Annotated in this window: 18 protein-coding genes and 2 pseudogenes; 9 read left to right on the top strand and 11 right to left on the bottom strand. The window is 52.3% G+C overall.

Annotated features, from left to right (window positions below; genetic code table 11):
• Positions 1-6: 6 nt before the first annotated feature.
• Positions 7-393 carry an acyl-CoA thioesterase gene (locus tag WFP70_RS19775; protein ID WP_200575098.1) on the bottom strand — a complete coding sequence of 129 codons (387 nt, stop codon included), beginning with the start codon at positions 391-393 and terminating at the stop codon, positions 7-9.
• A 161-nt stretch (positions 394-554) separates the two neighbouring features.
• Here WFP70_RS19775 and WFP70_RS19770 point away from each other — a divergent pair.
• A pseudogene (locus WFP70_RS19770) lies at positions 555-656 on the top strand (chloride channel protein); the annotation flags it as partial.
• Between the two features lie 218 nt (positions 657-874).
• On the opposite strand, the gene WFP70_RS19765 reads toward WFP70_RS19770, so the two are convergent.
• On the bottom strand, positions 875-1,897 hold the full coding sequence (locus tag WFP70_RS19765) for an IS110 family transposase (protein WP_337024221.1): 1,023 nt from the start codon (positions 1,895-1,897) through the stop codon (positions 875-877).
• A gap of 67 nt (positions 1,898-1,964) precedes the next feature.
• Between WFP70_RS19765 and WFP70_RS19760 the strand changes: the two are divergent.
• A pseudogene (locus tag WFP70_RS19760) lies at positions 1,965-2,672 on the top strand (chloride channel protein); the annotation flags it as partial.
• Here the strand turns inward: WFP70_RS19760 and WFP70_RS19755 are convergent.
• The 4 genes from WFP70_RS19755 to WFP70_RS19740 form a co-directional block, all read right to left on the bottom strand.
• Positions 2,669-3,388: a dienelactone hydrolase family protein gene (locus WFP70_RS19755; RefSeq protein WP_337024220.1), complete on the bottom strand. Its 720-nt coding sequence runs from the start codon at positions 3,386-3,388 to the stop codon at positions 2,669-2,671. The pseudogene WFP70_RS19760 and the gene WFP70_RS19755 overlap by 4 nt on opposite strands.
• A gap of 128 nt (positions 3,389-3,516) precedes the next feature.
• A complete protein-coding gene (locus WFP70_RS19750; RefSeq protein WP_337024219.1) occupies positions 3,517-4,731 on the bottom strand; it encodes a multidrug effflux MFS transporter in 1,215 nt (404 codons plus the stop codon).
• Positions 4,732-4,940: 209 nt separating this feature from the next.
• On the bottom strand, positions 4,941-5,630 hold the full coding sequence (locus WFP70_RS19745; protein ID WP_337024218.1) for a type 1 glutamine amidotransferase domain-containing protein: 690 nt from the start codon (positions 5,628-5,630) through the stop codon (positions 4,941-4,943).
• A gap of 13 nt (positions 5,631-5,643) precedes the next feature.
• A complete protein-coding gene (locus WFP70_RS19740; RefSeq protein WP_337024217.1) occupies positions 5,644-7,062 on the bottom strand; it encodes a coniferyl aldehyde dehydrogenase in 1,419 nt (472 codons plus the stop codon).
• Positions 7,063-7,166: 104 nt separating this feature from the next.
• Between WFP70_RS19740 and WFP70_RS19735 the strand changes: the two genes are divergently transcribed.
• Entirely contained in the window at positions 7,167-8,057 is an 891-nt protein-coding gene (locus tag WFP70_RS19735) for a LysR family transcriptional regulator (protein WP_337024216.1), read from the top strand.
• Here the strand turns inward: WFP70_RS19735 and WFP70_RS19730 are convergent.
• The 5 genes from WFP70_RS19730 to WFP70_RS19710 all read right to left on the bottom strand — a co-directional run bounded on the left by WFP70_RS19730 (position 8,054) and on the right by WFP70_RS19710 (position 13,512).
• On the bottom strand, positions 8,054-8,800 hold the full coding sequence (locus WFP70_RS19730) for a Fic/DOC family protein (protein ID WP_337024215.1): 747 nt from the start codon (positions 8,798-8,800) through the stop codon (positions 8,054-8,056). The genes WFP70_RS19735 and WFP70_RS19730 overlap by 4 nt on opposite strands.
• Complete coding sequence (locus tag WFP70_RS19725) at positions 8,797-9,060, bottom strand: hypothetical protein (RefSeq protein WP_058961386.1); 264 nt, start codon at positions 9,058-9,060, stop codon at positions 8,797-8,799. Before WFP70_RS19725 ends, WFP70_RS19730 begins: the two co-directional genes overlap by 4 nt.
• A 130-nt stretch (positions 9,061-9,190) precedes the next feature.
• Entirely contained in the window at positions 9,191-10,837 is a 1,647-nt protein-coding gene (gene mqo / locus WFP70_RS19720) for a malate dehydrogenase (quinone) (protein WP_034823997.1), read from the bottom strand.
• Between the two features lie 306 nt (positions 10,838-11,143).
• Positions 11,144-12,532, bottom strand: a complete 1,389-nt coding sequence (locus tag WFP70_RS19715; RefSeq protein ID WP_337024214.1) for an APC family permease — start codon at positions 12,530-12,532, stop codon at positions 11,144-11,146.
• A 149-nt stretch (positions 12,533-12,681) separates the two neighbouring features.
• A complete protein-coding gene (locus WFP70_RS19710; protein WP_337024213.1) occupies positions 12,682-13,512 on the bottom strand; it encodes an AraC family transcriptional regulator in 831 nt (276 codons plus the stop codon).
• 231 nt (positions 13,513-13,743) lie between these two features.
• Here WFP70_RS19710 and WFP70_RS19705 point away from each other — a divergent pair, with 231 nt between their 5' ends.
• From WFP70_RS19705 to WFP70_RS19680, 6 genes are all read left to right on the top strand, one after another.
• Positions 13,744-14,883 carry a tyramine oxidase subunit B gene (locus WFP70_RS19705; protein WP_337024212.1) on the top strand — a complete coding sequence of 380 codons (1,140 nt, stop codon included), beginning with the start codon at positions 13,744-13,746 and terminating at the stop codon, positions 14,881-14,883.
• Between the two features lie 25 nt (positions 14,884-14,908).
• Entirely contained in the window at positions 14,909-15,331 is a 423-nt protein-coding gene (locus WFP70_RS19700) for a RidA family protein (protein ID WP_224933170.1), read from the top strand.
• 16 nt (positions 15,332-15,347) lie between these two features.
• A complete protein-coding gene (locus WFP70_RS19695) occupies positions 15,348-16,643 on the top strand; it encodes an NAD(P)/FAD-dependent oxidoreductase (RefSeq protein ID WP_337024211.1) in 1,296 nt (431 codons plus the stop codon).
• Between the two features lie 147 nt (positions 16,644-16,790).
• Positions 16,791-18,212, top strand: a complete 1,422-nt coding sequence (gene leuC, locus WFP70_RS19690) for a 3-isopropylmalate dehydratase large subunit (protein WP_337024210.1) — start codon at positions 16,791-16,793, stop codon at positions 18,210-18,212.
• A gap of 1 nt (position 18,213) precedes the next feature.
• The gene (gene leuD, locus WFP70_RS19685; RefSeq protein WP_337024209.1) at positions 18,214-18,840 is read left to right on the top strand and encodes a 3-isopropylmalate dehydratase small subunit; all 627 of its coding nucleotides are present in this window, start codon (positions 18,214-18,216) and stop codon (positions 18,838-18,840) included.
• Complete coding sequence (locus tag WFP70_RS19680; protein WP_211728947.1) at positions 18,837-19,751, top strand: alpha/beta fold hydrolase; 915 nt, start codon at positions 18,837-18,839, stop codon at positions 19,749-19,751. The genes leuD and WFP70_RS19680 overlap by 4 nt, the downstream gene beginning before the upstream one ends.
• The last annotated feature ends 19 nt before the right edge of the window (positions 19,752-19,770 follow it).

Below are 19,770 nucleotides of genomic sequence, written 5' to 3'. Positions count from 1 at the left end.
GATTCACTAGGGTGCCAGGGCATTCAACACGGCTTCAGGCATAGAAGGGCGTCCATTACTGAGACAGGTGGCGACAAAAGTCGCATCGGCGTAAACCACGTCATTGACCTTTATTTGTTGGACGAAATTCACCCGGTTACGCTTTTCATTTTTCTCCAGCGCGCATGTCACTTCGACATTGTCACCTTTTACCAGGCTCTTACGAAAGCGCAAAGAGTATTCAAGAACCATGTACAGTTTGCCCTGTTTGAACTCTTCTTCAATATCTATCCCGAGCGCTTCTCGCATAAATGCATGGCGAGTCCATTCCATATAGAACGGATAATAAAGGCCATCTACCACGCCCTGGAAATCAATATGGTTTTCATCAACGTCATAGTGCTTAACGAACATTTCTGCATCCTAAACTGAGGGTTACATTGGTCAGAAGTGTATATATCGCAGAAGAGCCGCAGGGTAAATGCGTAGATGTATCAAAGTGATGCCGGACGGCGCTGAAACGTCCGGCAGTAGAACCGCTAGCCAAAGGCTGACGCCTGTTGAGCCAGGGTGTATTAGGCCTCGATGCCGATGCACGCAAAGTGTTGATTGCCTGCGGAGCTGGGGCTGGACTCGCGGCGGTCTATAATGTGCCGCTGGCGGGTGCACTTTTTACATCTATGGACTACCTCTGTTTTGCAAGCACTGTTTCAGGTTTAGGTTGTTGCTAACATCTATCCGGCATCAGGAATATGCCTGTGCCCAAATGGGAAATCCGCACACAGTCGCCTCAACACCTGGGCGGTCTCAGGGACCAGTATAAAAATCAGGTTCCGACTGTGCAGGTGCAACCTGTTACCCTTTTCAGTACGCTGCAACTTTCATCAGGAAAGCCTTAATTCAATGCAGATTGATATTCAGTTTCATGCCGTAGGATCGACCAGATAATCCGGGCGTTTTTGTTTGCCACCGCGACAGTAGTCTTATTGGAACCCCGTCGTTCTTTTAACTGATTAACCCATTGGTTTAGAGAACCATCATTGTTATTTGTTGCTACCCGGACAACTGAGCGGGCTCCGTGAATTAAAAGTGCTCTTAAATGCTTATCGCCTTTCTTGGTGATCTTCATCAGCACCTGTCTGTCTCCGCCCGAATGCTGCCGCGGGACAAGTCCAAGCCATGCCGCAAAATGACGGCCGTTTTTAAATTCGTGACCATTACCGATCGCAGCAACAACAGCTGTAGCCCTTTTCGGGCCGATCCTTTTAGCTTTGGCTTTGCTCTGACATTCTGCTGATTGCCTGAACACAATTTCGATCTCCTTATCAAAAAAATTGATCCGTTTCTCAAGATCGATGAAAAGCTCATAAAGTTCAGCAATTGTCTTTCGCATTCTTATGCTTAATCCATTTTCACCATCTTCAAGTATCAGCGGAACAGCACGGCGGGCTCTGGACATCGCCGTACCAATTGAGATGCCGCGATCAAGTAAAAGCCCTTGTATCTGGCAGATTGTTGCATTACGGAGATTAACTATACGTTGTCTGGCCCGATGTAACGCCTGAATATCCTGCTGTTCCGGGCTTTTCGGGGGGACAAATTGCATTGTTGGTTGCGTCAGTGCGACCGCGATGGCCTGTGCATCATTGCCATCGTTTTTCTGTCCGCGAATAAAAGGCTTAACATACTGGGGACTGATGATTTTCACTTTATGTCCCAGTTTTTCAAATTCCCTCTGCCAGTAAAATGCTCCCGTGCATGCTTCAATACCAATCAGGCAGGCGGGTATATTGACCAGCGTCTGAAGTAAAATTTTGCGCTCAACACGCCGGGTATATACCGGCTTGCCTGCCTGATTCAGTCCGCAAAGCTGGAAAACATTTTTTGCCAGGTCGATGCCCATAAATGCGATGTTCATAGTCACACTCCTGCTGGATGAATTATGTTCAGTTAAGCGCAGAGGGAAGAGGTAGTCCATCCCATTACTTGAGGTGTTGCTGGTCACCTTTCGTTGGGAATGTGCCGTCGCAGCGTTAATCACCTCAGCCATTGCTGCGGGTGTCGCCACTTTAGGACTCGGCAATGAAGTGCAATATCACTTTTTAGTCGGCGCGGCACCTGCATCTATCATTGCCTGGGCGATCATTTGTGGCCCCATTCAAGGGGCGGCGGCGATGCTGTTTCGCAAGCTCACGCAGCGGGCGCGGAGTAAGGTAAAAAACTCACTGCAAATGCCGCTGTTTTGCCTGTTGTCGTTTGCTTTACTTAGCGGACTGAGTGTGATCTTCCCGCAACTTCCTGGTAACGGTAAAGGTCCGATGCAACTGGCGCTGGACGGTGCAATGCCCATGGCGTTGTTTATTAGCCTGGTCATTCTCAAGATGCTGGTCATTTTGGCGGTGCTGCGCAGCGGCGTAGAGGGGGGATTACTGACGCCAGGGTTAACGATTGGCGCATTGTTCAGCCTGATTCTTTGTGCCGTCTGGCAGCATCTGGTTCCGGGAGGTCATAGCGGGAGTTTCGCCCTGATTGGGGGAACCGCTTTTTTAGCAGCGTCAATGCAAATGCCCTTGACCGCGGTCGCATTGCTGCTGGAGTTTACGGGGATGGATCACAGCTATCTGGTGCCAGCCATTCTCTGCACCAGCGGCTCATTTTTAATGTGCCGCTGGTTAGAGAAAGCTAAGGTTTAAAACACTTCATCCAGCAATTGATACAGGCGTTTGAAGGCACGCTGCGTCACTTCCGGATGATACTGCGATACGCCAGCATTATCGGCTTTCGGATCGGTGAAGGAGTGCACCGCACCGGCAAAGCTCACCAGCTGCCAGTCAACGCCCTTGCTGTTCATCTCATTCGCGAAGGCGGCTAACTGCTCGCGCGGCACCAGGGGATCGGCCGCGCCGTCCAGTACCAGCAGTGAAGCCTGAATAGTATGACTGTCATAAGCGCCCTGGGTATCCAGCGTACCGTGGAAAGAGGCGGCCGCTTTGATATCCGCGCCGCTGCGTGCCAGCTCCAGCGCGCAGTGGCCGCCGAAGCAGAAACCGATAGCCGCTACCTTATCCGCATTAACGGGAGCCGTAGTTTGCGTGCGCAATGCGCTGAGCGCCGCCATCATGCGCGCCACTTCGGCGGGGGTGTCTTTCACTGCCATCATCATCGCACCCGCTTCTTCGCCGTTAGTGGGGCGTTGACCCTGACCGTACAGGTCAGCTACCAGCACCACATAGCCGTGGGCGGCAATGGCTTTGGCTTGTTCAGCAGCATCAGTGGTGGCCCCCATCCAATTGGGCGCAATAACAATGCCCGGTTGAGCAGTGTTATTATCAGCCTGGTAAACTAAATAACCTTCAAATGTCTCGTTGTCCACGGTGTAAGAAAGGAATGAAGACTGGATGTTGCTCATTAATTAAGCTCGCTTATTTTTATTAGCAGATGAAGCCACGACGTTACCGACTATTTTAGATTTAGCAATTGCATGCTGAACGCACCGCACCAAATGTTTAATGCCATATTTAACATTTCACTTCAGCGTTAAATTTCTGCCATTTTTGGCTGGGCTTTTCCTCCGCCAAGCGTGCTAAGAAAACTGAGCAGGGTGAATACCGTCATAATGCTCACCATAATCCAGGGCGTACCGTTGTTAAGCCCTGCCAGCAGCAGTGAGGAAACAATCCCACTACCGTATTGCAATGAACCTATTAGCGCGGAGGCTGAACCGGTGGCATTCGGCACGGCATCCAGCGCGGCCGCGGTGGCTGAAGCTGCAATAATCCCGTTCATCGAGAAGAAAATGAAGATACAGATGACCAATCCCGCCAATGCTGCCGGATGCGTTTTCAGTACAAAACACATCACGAAAGTCATCAGTGCGGCGATAAAAGAGGCGGATTTCAGCAGCGTCTCAAGCCGTACCTTTTGCACTAAACGTTTATTGACGGTGCTGACCGTCACCAGTCCAGGGATATTAATGGCGAACAGCCAACCATAATGTTGCGGATCGATGCCGAAATAGCTGATATACACCGCAGGCGAACCGACAATAAAGGCGTAAGCAGCAACGTAATAAAAAGTCACGCATAAGGTAAAACGCATAAAGTTTTTATTTTGCAGCAGGGTGCGATAATTACCCATTATTTGCCGAGGTGACGCCGTTACCCGTTTTTCTGCCGGCAGTGTTTCAGGAAGCCAGAGCAGTGATATGAACATCAATGCGCCGACTAACGCCAGAAACCAGAAAATCACCGGCCATTGCGAGTAACGAATGATTTGCCCACCCATTAATGGCCCCGCGATAGGTGCAATTGCCATAACAATGATCAGCGTCGATAGCATCTGCGCAGCGCGCGTGCGGCTGAAAAGGTCACGGATCATGGCACGCGCCAGCATCGGGCCGGTGCAGGCGCCAGCGGCCTGAATGACACGCCAGAAGACAATCTGAGGCATGTCGCTGGAGAGTGCGCATCCCGCTGAGCCGACAGCAAAAATAATCATCCCGATATATAGCGGTGTTTTGCGGCCGAGTTGATCGCTAATCGGGCCCCAGATTAGCTGTGCGATGGCAAAGCCAATCAGGAATCCGGTGACCGTCAGTTCCGAATCGCCGTGTAACGCGGCTGACATCGCGGGCATCGCCGGTAGATAGACGTCGGTTGAGAGCGAGGTAAATGCCATCAACGCGCTGAGAATGACAATAAAAGCGATGCCGGTTTTCATATCCGGAGGATGCGTTGCAGTTTTGATATCCATAGTGTCTTTTTATGAGCAAAGGAAAGGACCTGTGCGGTGCCAGGGCTTAATTACAGTGATGGAAAAGGGGTTGTGAAGTAGCTTAACAAAGGAAGAAGGGATTGATTAGGTGCGCCAGTCTACTAGCACCTATGAGCAATATTCATTAATGGGAGGGTTAATAAGACGAGGGCACATCACCGCCAGAGCAGTGATGCGCTTTAACGCGATTAAGGCTGTTGTGCTGCCAGTTGCAGCAGCAGCGCTTTCGCCACATCTTCTGAGCTGGCCGGATTTTGCCCGGTGATCAAATGACCGTCTTGTACGACAAACGGTGCCCAGTCCGCGCCTTTTTGATAATGCGCGCCCAGTTTGATGAACTCATCCTCAATCAGGAAAGGCACCACGTTGGTCAGCTCAACGGCTGCTTCTTCGCTATTGGTAAAGCCGGTGACCTGCTTACCCTGAATTAACGGGGCGCCGCTCGCAGCTTTAACATGACGCAACGCGCCGGGTGCATGGCAGACAAAACCCATCGGCTTATTCGCACGGTCAAAAGATTCGATCAACTGGATGGAGTCTGCTGACTCCGCCAGATCCCACAAGGGACCGTGGCCGCCAGGATAAAAGACGGTATCGAAATCCTGCTGATCGATGCCTGCCAGCTTCACGGTATTGGCCAGCGCCTGCTGTGCCGCCGCATCAGATTTGAAACGTTCGGTCATAGCAGTCTGAAATTCAGGTAAATCACTTTTTGGGTCCAGCGGCGGTTGTCCACCCGCCGGGGAAGCCAACACTACCTCAGCGCCCGCATCTTTAAACACGAAGTAGGGTGCGGCGAACTCTTCCAGCCAGAACCCGGTTTTTTTGCCGGTGTTGCCCAACGCGTCATGTGATGTCAGAACCATCAAAATTTTCATTGTCTGTCCTCGATTAATGTTGGTTATTCAGTAATGCAGTCAATGCTGCGCTTTTGTCCTGATAGGGCGCACGCAGCCGTAAATTTGTGGTGCCCGCCTCATCCTGGATCACAATCGGCTTGGCGTGGCTGAAACGACGGAATCCATGAACCCCGTGATACGCGCCGATACCGGATGCGCCCACGCCACCAAATGGCAGGCTGTCGAGAGAAGCATGGGTCATGACATCATTTATCACCAGTGCGCCAGAAGTGGTGTGCTGAGCCATTAGCTTTTGACGCTGTTCATCGTGGCCAAAATAGTAAGCGGCCAGTGGACGTGGATGCGCATTGATATAGCGAATCGCTTCCTCTACCTCTCCGCTGTAGCTTTTGATCGGCAGCAGCGGGCCAAAAATCTCTTCCTGCATGACTGCCATCTCTTCGGAGACATTGAGGATCAAATGCGGCGCGATTTTGCGGCTTTGCGCATCAAAGTCCGGCTCGCCCGCAGGGGCCAGGCTAACGATCCTGGCACCTTTAGCTCGGGCATCTTCGATCAGACCGATCAATCTCTGATAATGACGAGCACTGATTATGGCGGTGTAATCCACGTTGCTTTGTAGCGTTGGGTACGTCTGCTGCATGAATTGCTGTGACGCGGTGATAAATTCCGCTTCAGCGGCATGCGGAAGTAACAGGTAGTCCGGTGAGATACAAATTTGCCCGGCGTTAAAGGTTTTTATAGTCAAGGTTCGGGCTACCGCCATTACCACATCCGCATCTGCGTCGATCACCACCGGCGACTTTCCACCCAGTTCCAGCGTAACAGGCACCAGATTCTCTGCCGCTGCACGCATCACATGCTTACCGACGGCGGTGCTGCCGGTGAAGACCAGATGGTCGAATGGCAGAGCGCTAAACGCTTGTCCCACGCTGGCGTCACCCAGAACCACGCTGAGTTCATCGGCGGCGAAGTAACGCGGCACTAACTCCGCCAGTAATGCGGAGGTGTGGGGTGTCAGCTCAGAGGGTTTCAGCATCGCAGTGTTGCCCGCAGCAAACACACCGGCCAGCGGGCCAAATGCCAGGTTAATCGGGAAATTCCATGGGCTGATAATGCCAACGACACCTAAAGGTTGCGGTTCGATACGCGCCTGCATACCTGCAACCGGGACTTCGGCGACTTCCGGCTGCATCCACTGCTCCAGATGCTCAGCGGAGTGCTGCAACATATTGATGGTGGTCATCAGGTCGGCCGCCTGGGTTTGATAGGCACTGCGATGACCAAAATCGGCGCTGATAGCCGCAGTAAACGCGGCATGATTCTCGCGAATTAATGCCACGCTGCGTAATAAGCGATCGCGGCGAAGTTCGGCGCTAGCAGGTCCGTTCTGCAGATGAGCCTGTTTCATTGTGTGCAGCACATGCAGTAATTCTTGCTGAAGTGACATGATTTTTTCCCGTGCGTTTCAAGATGTGGGCAGCTTACTCGCGCTGGTGTTTGACGGCTAACAAGGCTATTTTGGCAGGGGTATAAAATAATTTATGGGGCACTATGTCACTGGTTCGCTTACGAACGTTTATGGAAGTGTATCGCCAGCGCTCAATTTCCGGTGCGGCGCGCGCACTGAATCTGACGCAGCCTGCGGTTTCGCAACACATTAGCGGCCTGGAAGTCGCAGTGGGTCGACCGCTGTTTGAGCGTCAGGCCCATGGCGTGATGCCAACGGCCGCTGCCGACGATTTGGCCGCTGATATAGGCAACTCTCTGGATACCGCAGAGTCCGCTTTATCATCGGCGCGTGCCCGATCGATGGATGTGAGTGGAACGTTGCAGATCATTGGACATGCTGATTTTATGGCGGAGAAATTATCGGCTGAATTGCTGCCTCTGCTTGAAAGCGGCATTCGCGTGCATATGCACAGCGGTGATGGTCCGCTCGTTGCGCAGATGGTGATTGAAGGGCACTGTGATCTCGGCGTGACGGCACATCCGGTGACCGATCCACGTTTAAAGGGGGAAGTGATTTTTCAAGACCGTGTGGTTGCTGTTGCTGCACCGGTCGTGGCGGCTCGCTTACACAACAGCGCAGATTTTTCTGCGGATTTGATTAAAGAACCTCTGCTGGCTTATGACCTGAAACTCTCTTTGATTGATCACTGGCTGGATAAAAATCGTATTAAATACCAGACGCTGTTACCTGCGGTAGTTGGGCAGGATTTACGTGGTTTGCGAAGTTTACTCTGCGGCGGATTTGGCTGGTCGGTGATACCGGCATTTTTATGTCAGGCGCAAATCGCGCAAGGGGAGTTGGTGGTGCTGGACGCGCCAGTGGGGGATACGGAAATTCGTTATCACCTTATCTGGTTACCAAGCGCTCTGCGCCAACCGCGTATTGCCCATGCAAGACAGGCACTGGTTTGGGGGATGAATAACAGCCATTAAGATTTATTATCTAAAGGTTGTGACTGGTAGCTTTTATAATGTTTCCTGACTAGCGGATCGTCAATGTCGCTATAATTGATTTGCCCTTTATCCAATCCATCCAGGCCTTTAATACTACCGATGGTTAAGGGCCATTCGTCCCTGCTATGAATCTCGATAATGAACGGTTGGAGATAACGATCCAGATGTCCTTTCCCAGGTTCACGAATTTCTCTGCTCAATGTGCGAAGGTAATCATCTTTTTTTGTTTTAGACCAGTCGACAGAAAAACCTGCACGGAAGCTTAATTCCATGAAAGTTAGCAAAATTGTACGTCCGTTACCATCGAGGAAAGGGTGAGCAAAAGCCAACTGCCCCATCACTTCTCCTGGCTTTTGACGAAATTTGTCCCTGTCACTGGCAAGCTTTAACGCATACTCCACTGCACGCTGAATAAGATGTGGATATTCAAATACCGTAAAGTGTTCGTCTTCACGCGCGCCTTTAAAGATCGATAGGTGAGGAACTAACTCGTTTCGGTCTTTTCCTGCCCAGTGATAGAAGTCACCGAAAAGAATTTCGTGAACTTTAAGTATGGAAGAATATTTTACGTGTTTTAGCGTTGATAGGTACAGCAGCGCATCTTCCAGACTCAGTTCGAATGAAAGATGTTCAGAAGCTTTAACTTCATCAGGATCTTTTAAATTTAAGGCATTCTGTAAATAACCCGCTGTTTCATAGTCGCCGAAAGGATCAAAAATCATGCAGAAAAATTCTGTTTAATTTGTCTTTTCTCACGCAGATAGTCGCCTTGCATCTCCAGCGTTTCTGCCTTGGTTAAAATGCCTTTTTTCTTCAGATTAACCAGAAGTTGTTCGATGACATCAAGTTCTACGATGTCATCGGCCAGGCGAGTAATTGCAACAGCCATGCGACTCATACCATCACGGTCAGCCGTTACGTGGTGAACTTTAGCCAGTTCACGTACCTGATTAGCAACACTTAATGATGCAGATTTATTCATGTCTTTGCCTCATTCAATGATACCCAATTTTAGCACGCAGAAGGTTGAGTGTCTGCTATGCGATTTGACCTTATTCCAGACACAAAAAAGCCGGACATTGTCCGGCTTTCTTCATTAGCGCGAGGGAGAATTACAGCGCCATATCCTGCTTAGCGGATTCTGCGCGAGGCTTAGCTTGCGTAGGGGCAACGGACTGGTCACCCATATTGATGACTGGTGGTTTAGTCAACTGCAGCGTGGCTGCGGTGTTGTCCCAGACCTGCTGAGTCAGTGCGGTGTTACCGTTCAGTTTCTGGCCGAAGCTTGGAATAATGCCGCGAATCTTCTCTTGCCACTCAGGAGATGCGAACTGCTCCGGGAACAACTTCTTCATCACGTCGAGGGTGATTGGCGCAGCAGTTGAAGCACCTGGTGATGCACCCAACAGGGCAGCCACGGTTTTCTGCTGATCGGTCACGATTTCGGTGCCGAGCTTCAGCACGCCGCCTTTATCCGCATCTTTCTTGATGATCTGTACGCGTTGGCCCGCCTGGATCAGTTTCCAGTCTTCTTTACGTGCGTTCGGGTAGTACTCTTTCAGCGCGGCAAAACGATCGTCGTCGTTCAGCATCACCTGACCAATCAGGTATTTCACCAGGTCAAAGTTATCAATACCGACGTGAGTCATTGGCATGATGTTGCTGGTGGTGGTGGCGCTTAACAGATCGAACAGAGAGCCGTTTTTCAGGTACTTGGTAGAGAAGGTCGCGAACGGTCCAAACAGCACCACGCGCTTACCGTCCAGATTACGGGCATCGATGTGTGGAACAGACATCGGTGGCGCACCGACTGAAGCCTGGCCGTAGACTTTTTCCAGGTGACGGCTGGTCACTTCTGGATTCTCAGTCATCAGGAACGAGCCACCCACCGGGAAGCCGCCGTAGTTATCCGCTTCAGGAATGCCGGTTTTCTGCAGCAGTTTGATTGCCGCGCCGCCTGCACCGATAAACACATATTTCGCGTCAACCGAACGGTTTTCGCCGCTCTTCACATCTTTGATGGTGACGTGCCATGAATTATCGCTGTTACGTTTGAAATCAGTGACTTCTGAAGAGGTTTCTAATTTGAAGTTCTGATCTTTCTTCAGGCTGCCAATCAACTGACGGGTGATTTCACCGTAGTTAACGTCAGTACCGACTGGCGTCCAGGTGGCTGCCACTTTCTGATTAGGATCGCGACCTTCCATCACCAGCGGAGCCCACTGCTCAATCTGCTTGTGATCGGTTGAGAACTTCATGCCCTGGAACAGGGTGGTTTTCTGCAGTGCATCGTAACGCTTAGTCAGATACTCAACGTTTTTATCGCCCCAGACAAAGCTCATGTGTGGGGTGGAGTTGATGAATGAACGCGGGTCATGCATTACGCCGCGCTGTACCTGAGAGGTCCAGAACTGACGGGAAATCATGAAAGCTTCGTTAATTTCCAGCGCCTTGCTCACGTCGATTGAACCGTCTGCACGCTCTGGCGTGTAGTTCAGTTCCATGTTCGCAGAGTGACCGGTACCGGCGTTGTTCCAGCCGTTAGACGATTCCAGTGCGACGCCATCCAGACGCTCAACCATCAGCTGCTTCCAGCCTGGTTGCAGTTCCTGTAGCCAGGTTCCCAGTGAGGCGCTCATGACGCCGCCGCCAATCAACAGAACATCGGTTTTTTCTGGTGCGTTTTCAGCGTGGACCACTGAAGAAACAAGCAGCGCTGCCAGTGAAAGGGCAGACACGATTTTTTTAGAGTGAGTCATTCTGATCCTGATCTTTGTACTTTGCAGGTGAACGTTAAAATTTCGGTTTGCAAATTAAAAGATTGTTACGAAAAGATTAACTTGTTTTTAGTTAATAAAGTATTGGTGTTAATTACTTAACTTACATAAAACCAATGTGGAGGGAATTTAAGCAATGAATGCGAAAGGTAGGGAGAGATATCCGTGAGTACTGCGCGGTTATTCTTTATAGCGAGCATCGCGACTTAGGTCAAATAAAACACCATAACGCCAGGTTAAATATTTACTCGCTAACTGGGTGCGCATGGCTGCGCACCACGACGATGATTAAGCGCGAACTTTAAAATTGCGTTTCAGCGACATGCCGTATCCCATCAATGCGCAGCCAGCAATGAACCAGGGAATCATCTTCACCACGCTGGAATCACTGCCGCTTAAGGATTGCAGATTATTAACCACCAAAATAATCGTCACGCTCATGCACACCATTGACAGTAACGGTGCCCAGAATACGGTGAATGGATTTTCGCTATTCTCCATCCGACGGAAGAGCAGTATCACGGCAGCGGAAACGCCCAGTTGTAAAATCAAAATACACAGTGTGGCGACGGCAGAACCGATAGCGAAGATGTGCACCATCGGGTCCAATCCCGCGCTGCCCATGCCTGCCAGTAGCATCAGCATGATCACGCTATGAACGTGGCTGGCGTTATGTGGCGTGCCGTTAGTGGGATGAGTTTTGCACAACTCTTTCCAGATCAGACCATCGCGGCTAATGCTGAACAAATACCGAGAAATATTGTTATGAAACGCCAGCGCCGCTGCAAATAAACTGGTGATCAGCAATACCGACATGGTTTCTACGGCCCACTCTCCAACATATTGCCGGGTAATATTAAACACGAAATTACCGGGATCTTTGCTGGCAATCGCGACAATCTGATCAAAACCGTATGCCTGCACCAGTGACCAACTGGTGAAACAGAAAAATGCCGTGATCAGTAACAAGGCACATACTGTGGCACGCGGCACAGTTTTATGTGGGTCACGGCACTCTTCCGCATATATGGCGGTAGATTCAAAACCGATAAAAGCGGCGATGGTGAAAATAAAGGCGATGCCAAGGTTGCCCTGCATAAACACTGACGGCTCGAACGATTGGAAGCTGTAAGGACCGACTTTTTTGATTAACAGCATCACGTCGGTGAGTAACACAATAGCCACTTCCGCCAGCATTAATATGCCGAGTAATTTTCCACCGACTTCGACGCGTTTAATGCTCAATACCCAGCATACCAGCACAAATAGCATGCTCAATGCCCACCAGGGAATATGGGCAGAAAAGTGCTCTTCAATAAATAACTGCGTGAAGAATCCCAGCATTGCCACGATGGCAATCTGAATAGAGATATACGCCATCAACGCTAATACTGACGCGGAAGCGCCCCAGTTTTCGCCCATTCCTTTAGAGATATAGGTATAAAAGGCCCCCGCATTATTGACATGACGGCTCATGGCAATAAAGCCCACGGCGAATAACATCAAAATAATACAAGAGAGAATATAAAACACCGTAATGCCACCGCCGTTGCCAGAAATAATCGCCACCGGCAAGCCGCCCACCACGCCTGTCAGCGGCGAGGCTGCCGCGACGACAAAAAAGACCAGAGAAAACAAACCCAACGTATTTTTGCGTAAGCCGGAATCCGTATTCATCGCCAAAGCCCTCAACCGCTAAGAAAAAGTTCTCAGGCAATCTGTGCCGCCTGAGGCAGGTAACATAGCGGCATCATTTCTCAGCTGAGCATCTGGCGGATAGAAAAAATCGGACAGCGTCACAGTGCAACGCTGCACACTTTTAGTGCTCAGTGGAAACGCAAACGATGGAAATAGGCATCATGCGAAATACGCCGCTGATAATCACAGGGCGTGGTGCTGACAAACTTTTTAAACTCGCGCAGGAAGTGCGACTGATCGCTAAATCCAAGATCAAAGGCCAGATCGCTAAACGATACTTCCTGCTGTAAGTGAATGCTGCCCAGCGCCGACTGGCAGCGCAAAATGCGGCTGAAAGCCTTGGGTGACATCCCGGTATCCTGGCGAAACTGGCGCTGGATAGTGCGGCAGGTGTAGCCGGTCAGCGCTTCCAGTTGATCAATGCGAATGTTGCCTTTCTGCTGGCGCATGGTGTGGATGATCAAGGATGTGACGGCGGAAGCTTTGCGCACCAGGCGCGGCGTGAAACTGGCGTTGAACAAAGCAATCTGCCGCGAAAATTCGTGCGTCTGAACGATCTGTTCAAAGGCTAACCGTGCATCCGGCACCACATCGAGGAAATTAAACTCACGATCGGGAATCTCTTCTGCCATCACATCGAGGAAATCAGGAATGATGCCCGGTGCGAAGCGCACACCAAAATAGTGGTGGTTATGCTGCATATCGGCACCGCGCGCCTCCAGCGTGGTGCCACACACGCGTGCAGCAGGACGCTGCGCATCGCAATCAAACACGATATCTACGCAGCCGTCGGGAATCGCCAGCGTCATGCTGGCACTCTGCGCCACATCAAAACTATAAAAATGGGAAATAGCCGGGTTGTCTGACGCAATCAGCGAGTAATGCTGCGCGGCGTTCAGCACAAACCATGGCTGCTCGGGTTGAAATCCACTGTGGCGATAGAGAGGCAATTGTGTCATGGCGGGCTCCGCTGCGGGCTATTTACTGTCTGTGTGATGCAAGGGCTGTGCCACGCACGAATTTCGTCATGTCGCAAATATTCAATACAGCTCGACAACTGACGCGCTATTTCTATTTCACCCAGCGAAGACCATCGACACCTAAGACGGTTTTAGCCAGTGAAATCGCTATTTATGGCAGCGCTCGCTACGGCGGGAAATAGACCAAAAGACTGATTGATGAGGCGACTTATGAGTGATTCAACCCGGATTGATTTTATTTACCTGTCGGAGCAAGACATGATTCGTGCGGGCGTGACCAATATGGCCGCCTGTGTCGATACCATGGAAGAGATGTTTGGCCTGTTGTATCACGGCGACTATCGCATGGCCGGATCCAACAATGATTCTCACGGCGCGATGGTGACCTTCCCGGAAAATTCGCCGTTCCCGACGATGCCAAAACCCACTGCCGATCGCCGCATGATGGCGATGCCTGCCTACCTTGGCGGCAATTTCGGCACGGCTGGGGTTAAGTGGTATGGCTCCAACATCGCCAACCGTGAGAAAGGGCTGCCACGCTCGATTCTGATGTTCACCCTCAATGATGCGGATACCGGCGCGCCGCTGGCGCATATGTCAGCCAATCTGCTGTCGGCGTATCGCACCGGGGCGGTGCCGGGCGTCGGCGCACGTCATCTGGCGCGAAAGGATTCTCGCATGATCGGTTTGCTCGGACCGGGCGTGATGGGAAAAACCGCTGTTGCGGCATTTATTGCTGTGTGCCCACACATCGACACCATCAAAGTCAAAGGACGAGGCCAGCGCAGCCTCGATAACTTCATTACCTGGGTGCAGGAGACCTATCCGCAAATTAAGCAGATAGAAATTGTCGACTCGCTGGAAGCGGTAGTGCGCGACAGTGACATTGTCACTTATTGCAGCTCAGGTGAAGTCGGTGATCCCGCCTCTTATCCGCTGGTGAAACGTGAATGGGTGAAAGCTGGCGCGTTCCTCGCCATGCCCGCGCTGTGCAATATCGATGAAGGCATGGAACTACCCGATGTGCGCAAGGTGCTGGATAACACCGGACTCTATCATGCCTGGTTTGATGAAGTTCCCAAGCCTGCGCATCGCTGCGTGCCGATTATCGGTGTGCGCTTTATGGATATGGTCGCTGAAGGGCAGCTGCAGGCGGAGCAGCTGGAAGATATCGGCAAGATCGTCGCCGGCGAAGCACCAGGCCGCCAAAACGATAGCGAGATCATCATCATGTCTGTCGGTGGTATGCCGGTGGAAGATGTGGCCTGGGGCACGGTGTTGTATCGCAATGCCCTGGAAAAAGGCATTGGCATCAAACTCAACCTGTGGGAATCACCGGTTTTAAGCTAATTCATTTATTAATAGAGAAAACATCATGACCAATATCATTAAAGTAAAAACCGGTTCGAAATTTGAAGAGCAGGCGAGTTATTCGCGCATCGTGGCCGTGGATAACTGGATTTATGTCTCCAACACCGCCGGTCGCAACCCACAAACCAAAGAAATTCCCGAAGACCTGCGCGAGCAGACATTGCAGGTGTTTGCCAATATCGAAGCCGCACTGGCAGCCATCGATGCCTCATTACAGGATGTGGTGTGCTCGCGCGTGTTTATTCAGGATCCGGCGGATGTGCCTGCAGTGATGGCGATCATTGGTGAGAAGTTCCGAGGGGTTAATCCCGCCTCAACAGTGACCTGCCCGCCGCTGGGATCGACCGTTTATAAAGTTGAACTGGAAGTTACGGCCTATCGCGGGGCCGGTAACGCTCAGGTTCAGGAAATCACCGTGGCCCTGTAAGGGCAGGAGACGCGCTATGGCACCTGTTATTTCTCCGGTTACGCCTTCGCCAACGCTGCCGGATACCACCACGGTGGTCGTTATTGGCGGCGGGATTGTTGGATTGACCGCCGCACTGACGCTGGCGGAGCGCAATATTCCGGTGGTGGTATTGGAAAAAGGGCGGATTGCGGGCGAGCAGTCTTCCCGCAATCTCGGCTGGATCCGTAAAACCAGCCGTGCGCTGGAGGATATTCCGCTGGCGCAGGCCGCTGACCGCTTGTGGGCGGGGATGGCCGCGCGGGTTGGCAATGACGTGGGATATCGTCAGGCTGGGATTATGTTTGTGGCACGCAACGAGCAGCAGATGTCACTGCATGAAAAATGGTTAAGCGGGGTTAGTGCCGCTGGCCTGGATACGCGCTTGCTCAGCCACGCACAAATTGCAGCACAAGTGCCAAGCGGTGCGGAGAAATGGGCAGGCGGGATTTACACTGCTTCCGACGGGCGAGCCGAACCCACGCTGGCGGCCAGCGCGATGGCGAATGCCGCCATCGCCAGGGGGGCGATTATCATGGATCACTGTGCGGTGCGTGGCCTGGTCACCAGCAACGGCAAGGTCAGTGGTGTGATGACCGAACGCGGTGAGATTCGTTGTGACCAGGTGTTGCTGGCGGCAGGTGCCTGGTCGCGTCGTTTCCTTGGCAATCACGGTATTAATCTGCCGACGCTGCCGCTGATTTGTTCGGTGATGCGTACCAAACCGCTGGAAGGACCGGCCAATATAGCGGTGGGCGCTCCTGACTTCTCATTCCGAAAACACCAGGACGGTGGCTTTATCATCACTCAACGCGGTGCGCTGGATGCGCCAATAACGCTTGATCATCTATTGATCGGCACACGTTATATGCCTCAGCTACGGCAGGCGCGTGACAACCTGCGGATTTCGCTGGGCAAATACTTTGTGAAGGATCTTGCACTGGCACGTCGCTGGCGCAACGATCGGCGTTCACCCTTTGAGCAAGTCCGCACGCTGGACCCTCTTGCCAATCCGGCACTGAACCAGGAAGCGATGCGCAACCTGCGCGCGGCGTGGCCAGTGTTCCAGCAGGCGGAGATGGCGGAGTCATGGGCTGGCGTTATAGATGTTACCCCGGATTCGAACCCGGTGATTGGCCCAGTGGCATCGATACCTAGGCTAACTTTGGCGACGGGCTTTTCAGGGCATGGTTTCGGGACATCACCCGCAGCCGGGCAGTTAGCCGCAGATTTGGTGACCGGGCATACGCCGCTTATCGATCCCGCACCTTATCGCTTCGAACGCTTGCAGTAGCATCATACTTCTATCGGCGGCTGTGAGGTCGCCCATTAAACACACTTCATAAACCATCACTTCACGTACTGTGTTCATAGTCTTAACCACAACTGTATTACCCTAGAGTCTCTAATGACTTGTTGATACTTTTATGTGGGCAATCGCATGGCTAACAAAACACTGTATGAAAAACTGATCGATCAGCATGTGGTACGTCAGTTAGACGATGAAGGGCATGTGTTGCTCTATATTGATCGATCAATACTCAACGAATACACCAGCCCGCAGGCCTTTAGCGGGCTGCGTGAACATCATCGCCCGGTACGTCGTCCGGCGACTATCTTACTCAATGTCGATCACGTAAATCCCACGCGTCCTGAGCGTGACGATGCGATGAACGATGCCGGCGGGCAGCTGCAGGTGGATTACTTCCGTCAAAATGCCGCCCACTTTGGCATCGAACTGTTTGATGTCATGGACCCGCGCCAGGGCATCGAGCATGTGGTTGCGCATGAGCAAGGCCTGGTCATGCCCGGCATGGTGATTGCCGCTGGTGATAGCCACACCACCACCTATGGCGCATTTGGCGCGTTGGGTTTCGGCATCGGAACATCAGAAATTGAACATCTTCTCGCCACGCAAACCCTGATTTATCGCACGCTGAAAACCATGCGCGTCACGGTAACGGGAGAGCTGCCTTATGGCTGTTCGGCTAAAGACATCATTCTGGCGTTGATTGAAGATATTGGCGCCTCAGGGGCAACCGGTTATGCCATCGAGTTTGACGGCCCGGCGATTGACGCGCTAAGCATGGAAGGGCGCATGACGCTGTGCAATATGGCGGTGGAAGCCGGTGCGCGTGGAGCGATCATTGCGCCAGATGAGAAGGTATTCGCCTACATCCAGGGCAAACCGCAAATGCCAACGGGTGCATTGTGGGAGCAGGCTAAGGCTGAATGGCTCACATTGCGAAGTGACGCAGGGGCTAATTTTGACCGTTCGATTGTGCTGGATTGCAGCGACCTCGAACCTAAAGTGACCTGGGGCATCAGCCCGGATCAGACCTGTGCTATTGGCGGCTGTGTACCTGATCCGCAATACGAACCCGATTTGATTAAACAGCAGGCAATACAAGCCGCACTGAAATATATGGGGCTGGAACCTGGCATGCGCCTGTCTGACATCGCCATCACCCATGCGTTTATTGGCTCCTGTACCAACGGCAGAATCGAAGATTTGCGCGCTGCAGCAGCGGTGATTGGCGAGCGCAAAATCGCCCGACACGTGCGCGGGATCATCGTGCCAGGCTCCACGCAGGTGCGTCAGCAAGCAGAGGCTGAAGGCTTAGCCGACATTTTTATCAATGCAGGTTTTGAGTGGCGGCAGTCGGGGTGCTCAATGTGCCTGGCAATGAATGAAGATGTCCTGGAACCCGGCGATCGCTGTGCTTCAGGAACCAACCGCAATTTTGCGGGCCGCCAGGGTGCAGGAGCACGAACCCATTTAATGAGCCCGGCGATGGTCGCCGCCGCTGCGGTGGCCGGTCATCTGGTCGATGTACGCAACTTCACGACAGCAGAGGTTTAATATGGACGCTTTTCACAGCATCACCGGACGCATTGCCCATTTACCGGCGGCCAACATTGATACGGATGTGATCATGCCAAAGCAGTTTCTGAAAGGCATCGATCGCCAGAGTTTGGATCGGGGCGTGTTCTTTGACCTGCGATTTTTGCCCGACGGCAGTGCGAATCCCGCGTTTATCCTCAACCAGCCTGCCGGAAAGAACGCGGCATTCTTGCTGGTGGGACCCAACTTTGGCTGTGGTTCCAGTCGCGAACATGCGGTGTGGGGACTCAATCAGCTGGGCATTCGCGCCATCATCGGCACCAGTTTTGCCGGCATCTTTGACGATAACTGCCAGCGCAACGGCGTATTGACGCTGACGCTAAGTGAGGAGGCGTATCAGCAGCTCAGCGCTGCTACCGCTGATGCAGAACACAATCAGATTACGGTTTCTCTGGAAGATAAGACCCTCACCTTCAATCAGCAGGTGTTGCATGTTGAGGTCAGCGCGCTCAAACGTGAGATGTTAATGGGTGGCGGCAGCGCGGTAGACTGGACGCTCCAATACGAGACTGACATTACGCAGTTTGAACATCGGCACTTTGCTCAGCGCCCCTGGCTGCAGCGGGTTAAAGGACAAACAGCATGAGTGACATCAAGGGTTGCGGCGCATCGCCGTTTATCGACGGATTTGCCTTGAAAGCGGTCACGCTGGACAACGGTATCACACTACGCGTGGCAATCGGGGGCGAAGGACCGCCGTTGCTGATGCTGCACGGGCATCCACAAAATCATCTGGCGTGGCGTAAAATCGCTCCGCAGCTGGCGCAAAAATACCAGGTGATCCTGCCTGATCTGCGCGGCTACGGCGACAGCGACAAACCCGCCAGCGACGAACGCCATTTGGCCTATTCAAAACGCGCCATGGCTGAAGATATCAGCCAGTTGATTGATGCACTGGGTCTTTCGCGTGTCGCGTTTGTCGGACACGATCGCGGTGCCCGGGTTGGACATCGTCTGGCGCTTGACCATCCGGAGAAAGTGGCTTGCGGCACTTTCGTCGATATCGCCCCGACTGCAACCATGTATGCGCAGACCGATAAGGCTTTTGCTACGCGCTATTTTTGGTGGTTCTTTCTGATCCAGCCTTACCCACTGCCGGAGACGATGATCGGCCACGATCCGGCCTTCTTCCTGCGAAAACATATTGACGGTCAGCTCAAGACAGCGGGGGCGACTTCAGAAGCGGTATTCAATGATTATTTGCGCTGCTATCAGCAGCCCGAGATGATCCACGCCGTCTGCGAAGATTACCGCGCGGCCGCCACGGTGGATTTAGAGCACGATGCAGAGGACAGCGACAAACGCATCGTTTGTCCGCTTCAATTGCTGTGGGGGGAAAAGGGCACGGTCGGTCAGCTATACGATGTGGTTGAAACCTGGCAGGAGAAGGCCATCAATGTGCAGGGCAAGGCACTGCCTTGTGGGCATTCCCCACAGGAAGAAGTCCCGGCGGTATTTTTAGCACAGCTTCAGGGCTTTCTCGATTCTGTGTTATAACCGCTCGATGTTGGCTAAC

This window comes from Pantoea sp. USMM079 (assembly GCF_037153115.1).
Classification (GTDB): domain Bacteria; phylum Pseudomonadota; class Gammaproteobacteria; order Enterobacterales; family Enterobacteriaceae; genus Pantoea; species Pantoea communis.
This window is presented reverse-complemented; position numbering and strand designations above follow the sequence as displayed.

Coding starts and splice junctions, on each gene's coding strand:
- WFP70_RS19680 (WP_211728947.1), top strand. CDS start 18,837: ATGAGTGACATCAAGGGTTGCGGCGCATCGCCGTTTATCGACGGATTT.
- WFP70_RS19745 (WP_337024218.1), bottom strand. CDS start 5,630: ATGAAAATTTTGATGGTTCTGACATCACATGACGCGTTGGGCAACACC.
- WFP70_RS19705 (WP_337024212.1), top strand. CDS start 13,744: ATGAGTGATTCAACCCGGATTGATTTTATTTACCTGTCGGAGCAAGAC.
- WFP70_RS19740 (WP_337024217.1), bottom strand. CDS start 7,062: ATGTCACTTCAGCAAGAATTACTGCATGTGCTGCACACAATGAAACAG.
- WFP70_RS19715 (WP_337024214.1), bottom strand. CDS start 12,532: ATGAATACGGATTCCGGCTTACGCAAAAATACGTTGGGTTTGTTTTCT.
- WFP70_RS19725 (WP_058961386.1), bottom strand. CDS start 9,060: ATGAATAAATCTGCATCATTAAGTGTTGCTAATCAGGTACGTGAACTG.
- WFP70_RS19710 (WP_337024213.1), bottom strand. CDS start 13,512: ATGACACAATTGCCTCTCTATCGCCACAGTGGATTTCAACCCGAGCAG.
- leuD (WP_337024209.1), top strand. CDS start 18,214: ATGGACGCTTTTCACAGCATCACCGGACGCATTGCCCATTTACCGGCG.
- WFP70_RS19750 (WP_337024219.1), bottom strand. CDS start 4,731: ATGGATATCAAAACTGCAACGCATCCTCCGGATATGAAAACCGGCATC.
- WFP70_RS19735 (WP_337024216.1), top strand. CDS start 7,167: ATGTCACTGGTTCGCTTACGAACGTTTATGGAAGTGTATCGCCAGCGC.
- WFP70_RS19755 (WP_337024220.1), bottom strand. CDS start 3,388: ATGAGCAACATCCAGTCTTCATTCCTTTCTTACACCGTGGACAACGAG.
- WFP70_RS19775 (WP_200575098.1), bottom strand. CDS start 393: ATGTTCGTTAAGCACTATGACGTTGATGAAAACCATATTGATTTCCAG.
- WFP70_RS19700 (WP_224933170.1), top strand. CDS start 14,909: ATGACCAATATCATTAAAGTAAAAACCGGTTCGAAATTTGAAGAGCAG.
- leuC (WP_337024210.1), top strand. CDS start 16,791: ATGGCTAACAAAACACTGTATGAAAAACTGATCGATCAGCATGTGGTA.
- WFP70_RS19695 (WP_337024211.1), top strand. CDS start 15,348: ATGGCACCTGTTATTTCTCCGGTTACGCCTTCGCCAACGCTGCCGGAT.
- mqo (WP_034823997.1), bottom strand. CDS start 10,837: ATGACTCACTCTAAAAAAATCGTGTCTGCCCTTTCACTGGCAGCGCTG.
- WFP70_RS19730 (WP_337024215.1), bottom strand. CDS start 8,800: ATGATTTTTGATCCTTTCGGCGACTATGAAACAGCGGGTTATTTACAG.
- WFP70_RS19765 (WP_337024221.1), bottom strand. CDS start 1,897: ATGAACATCGCATTTATGGGCATCGACCTGGCAAAAAATGTTTTCCAG.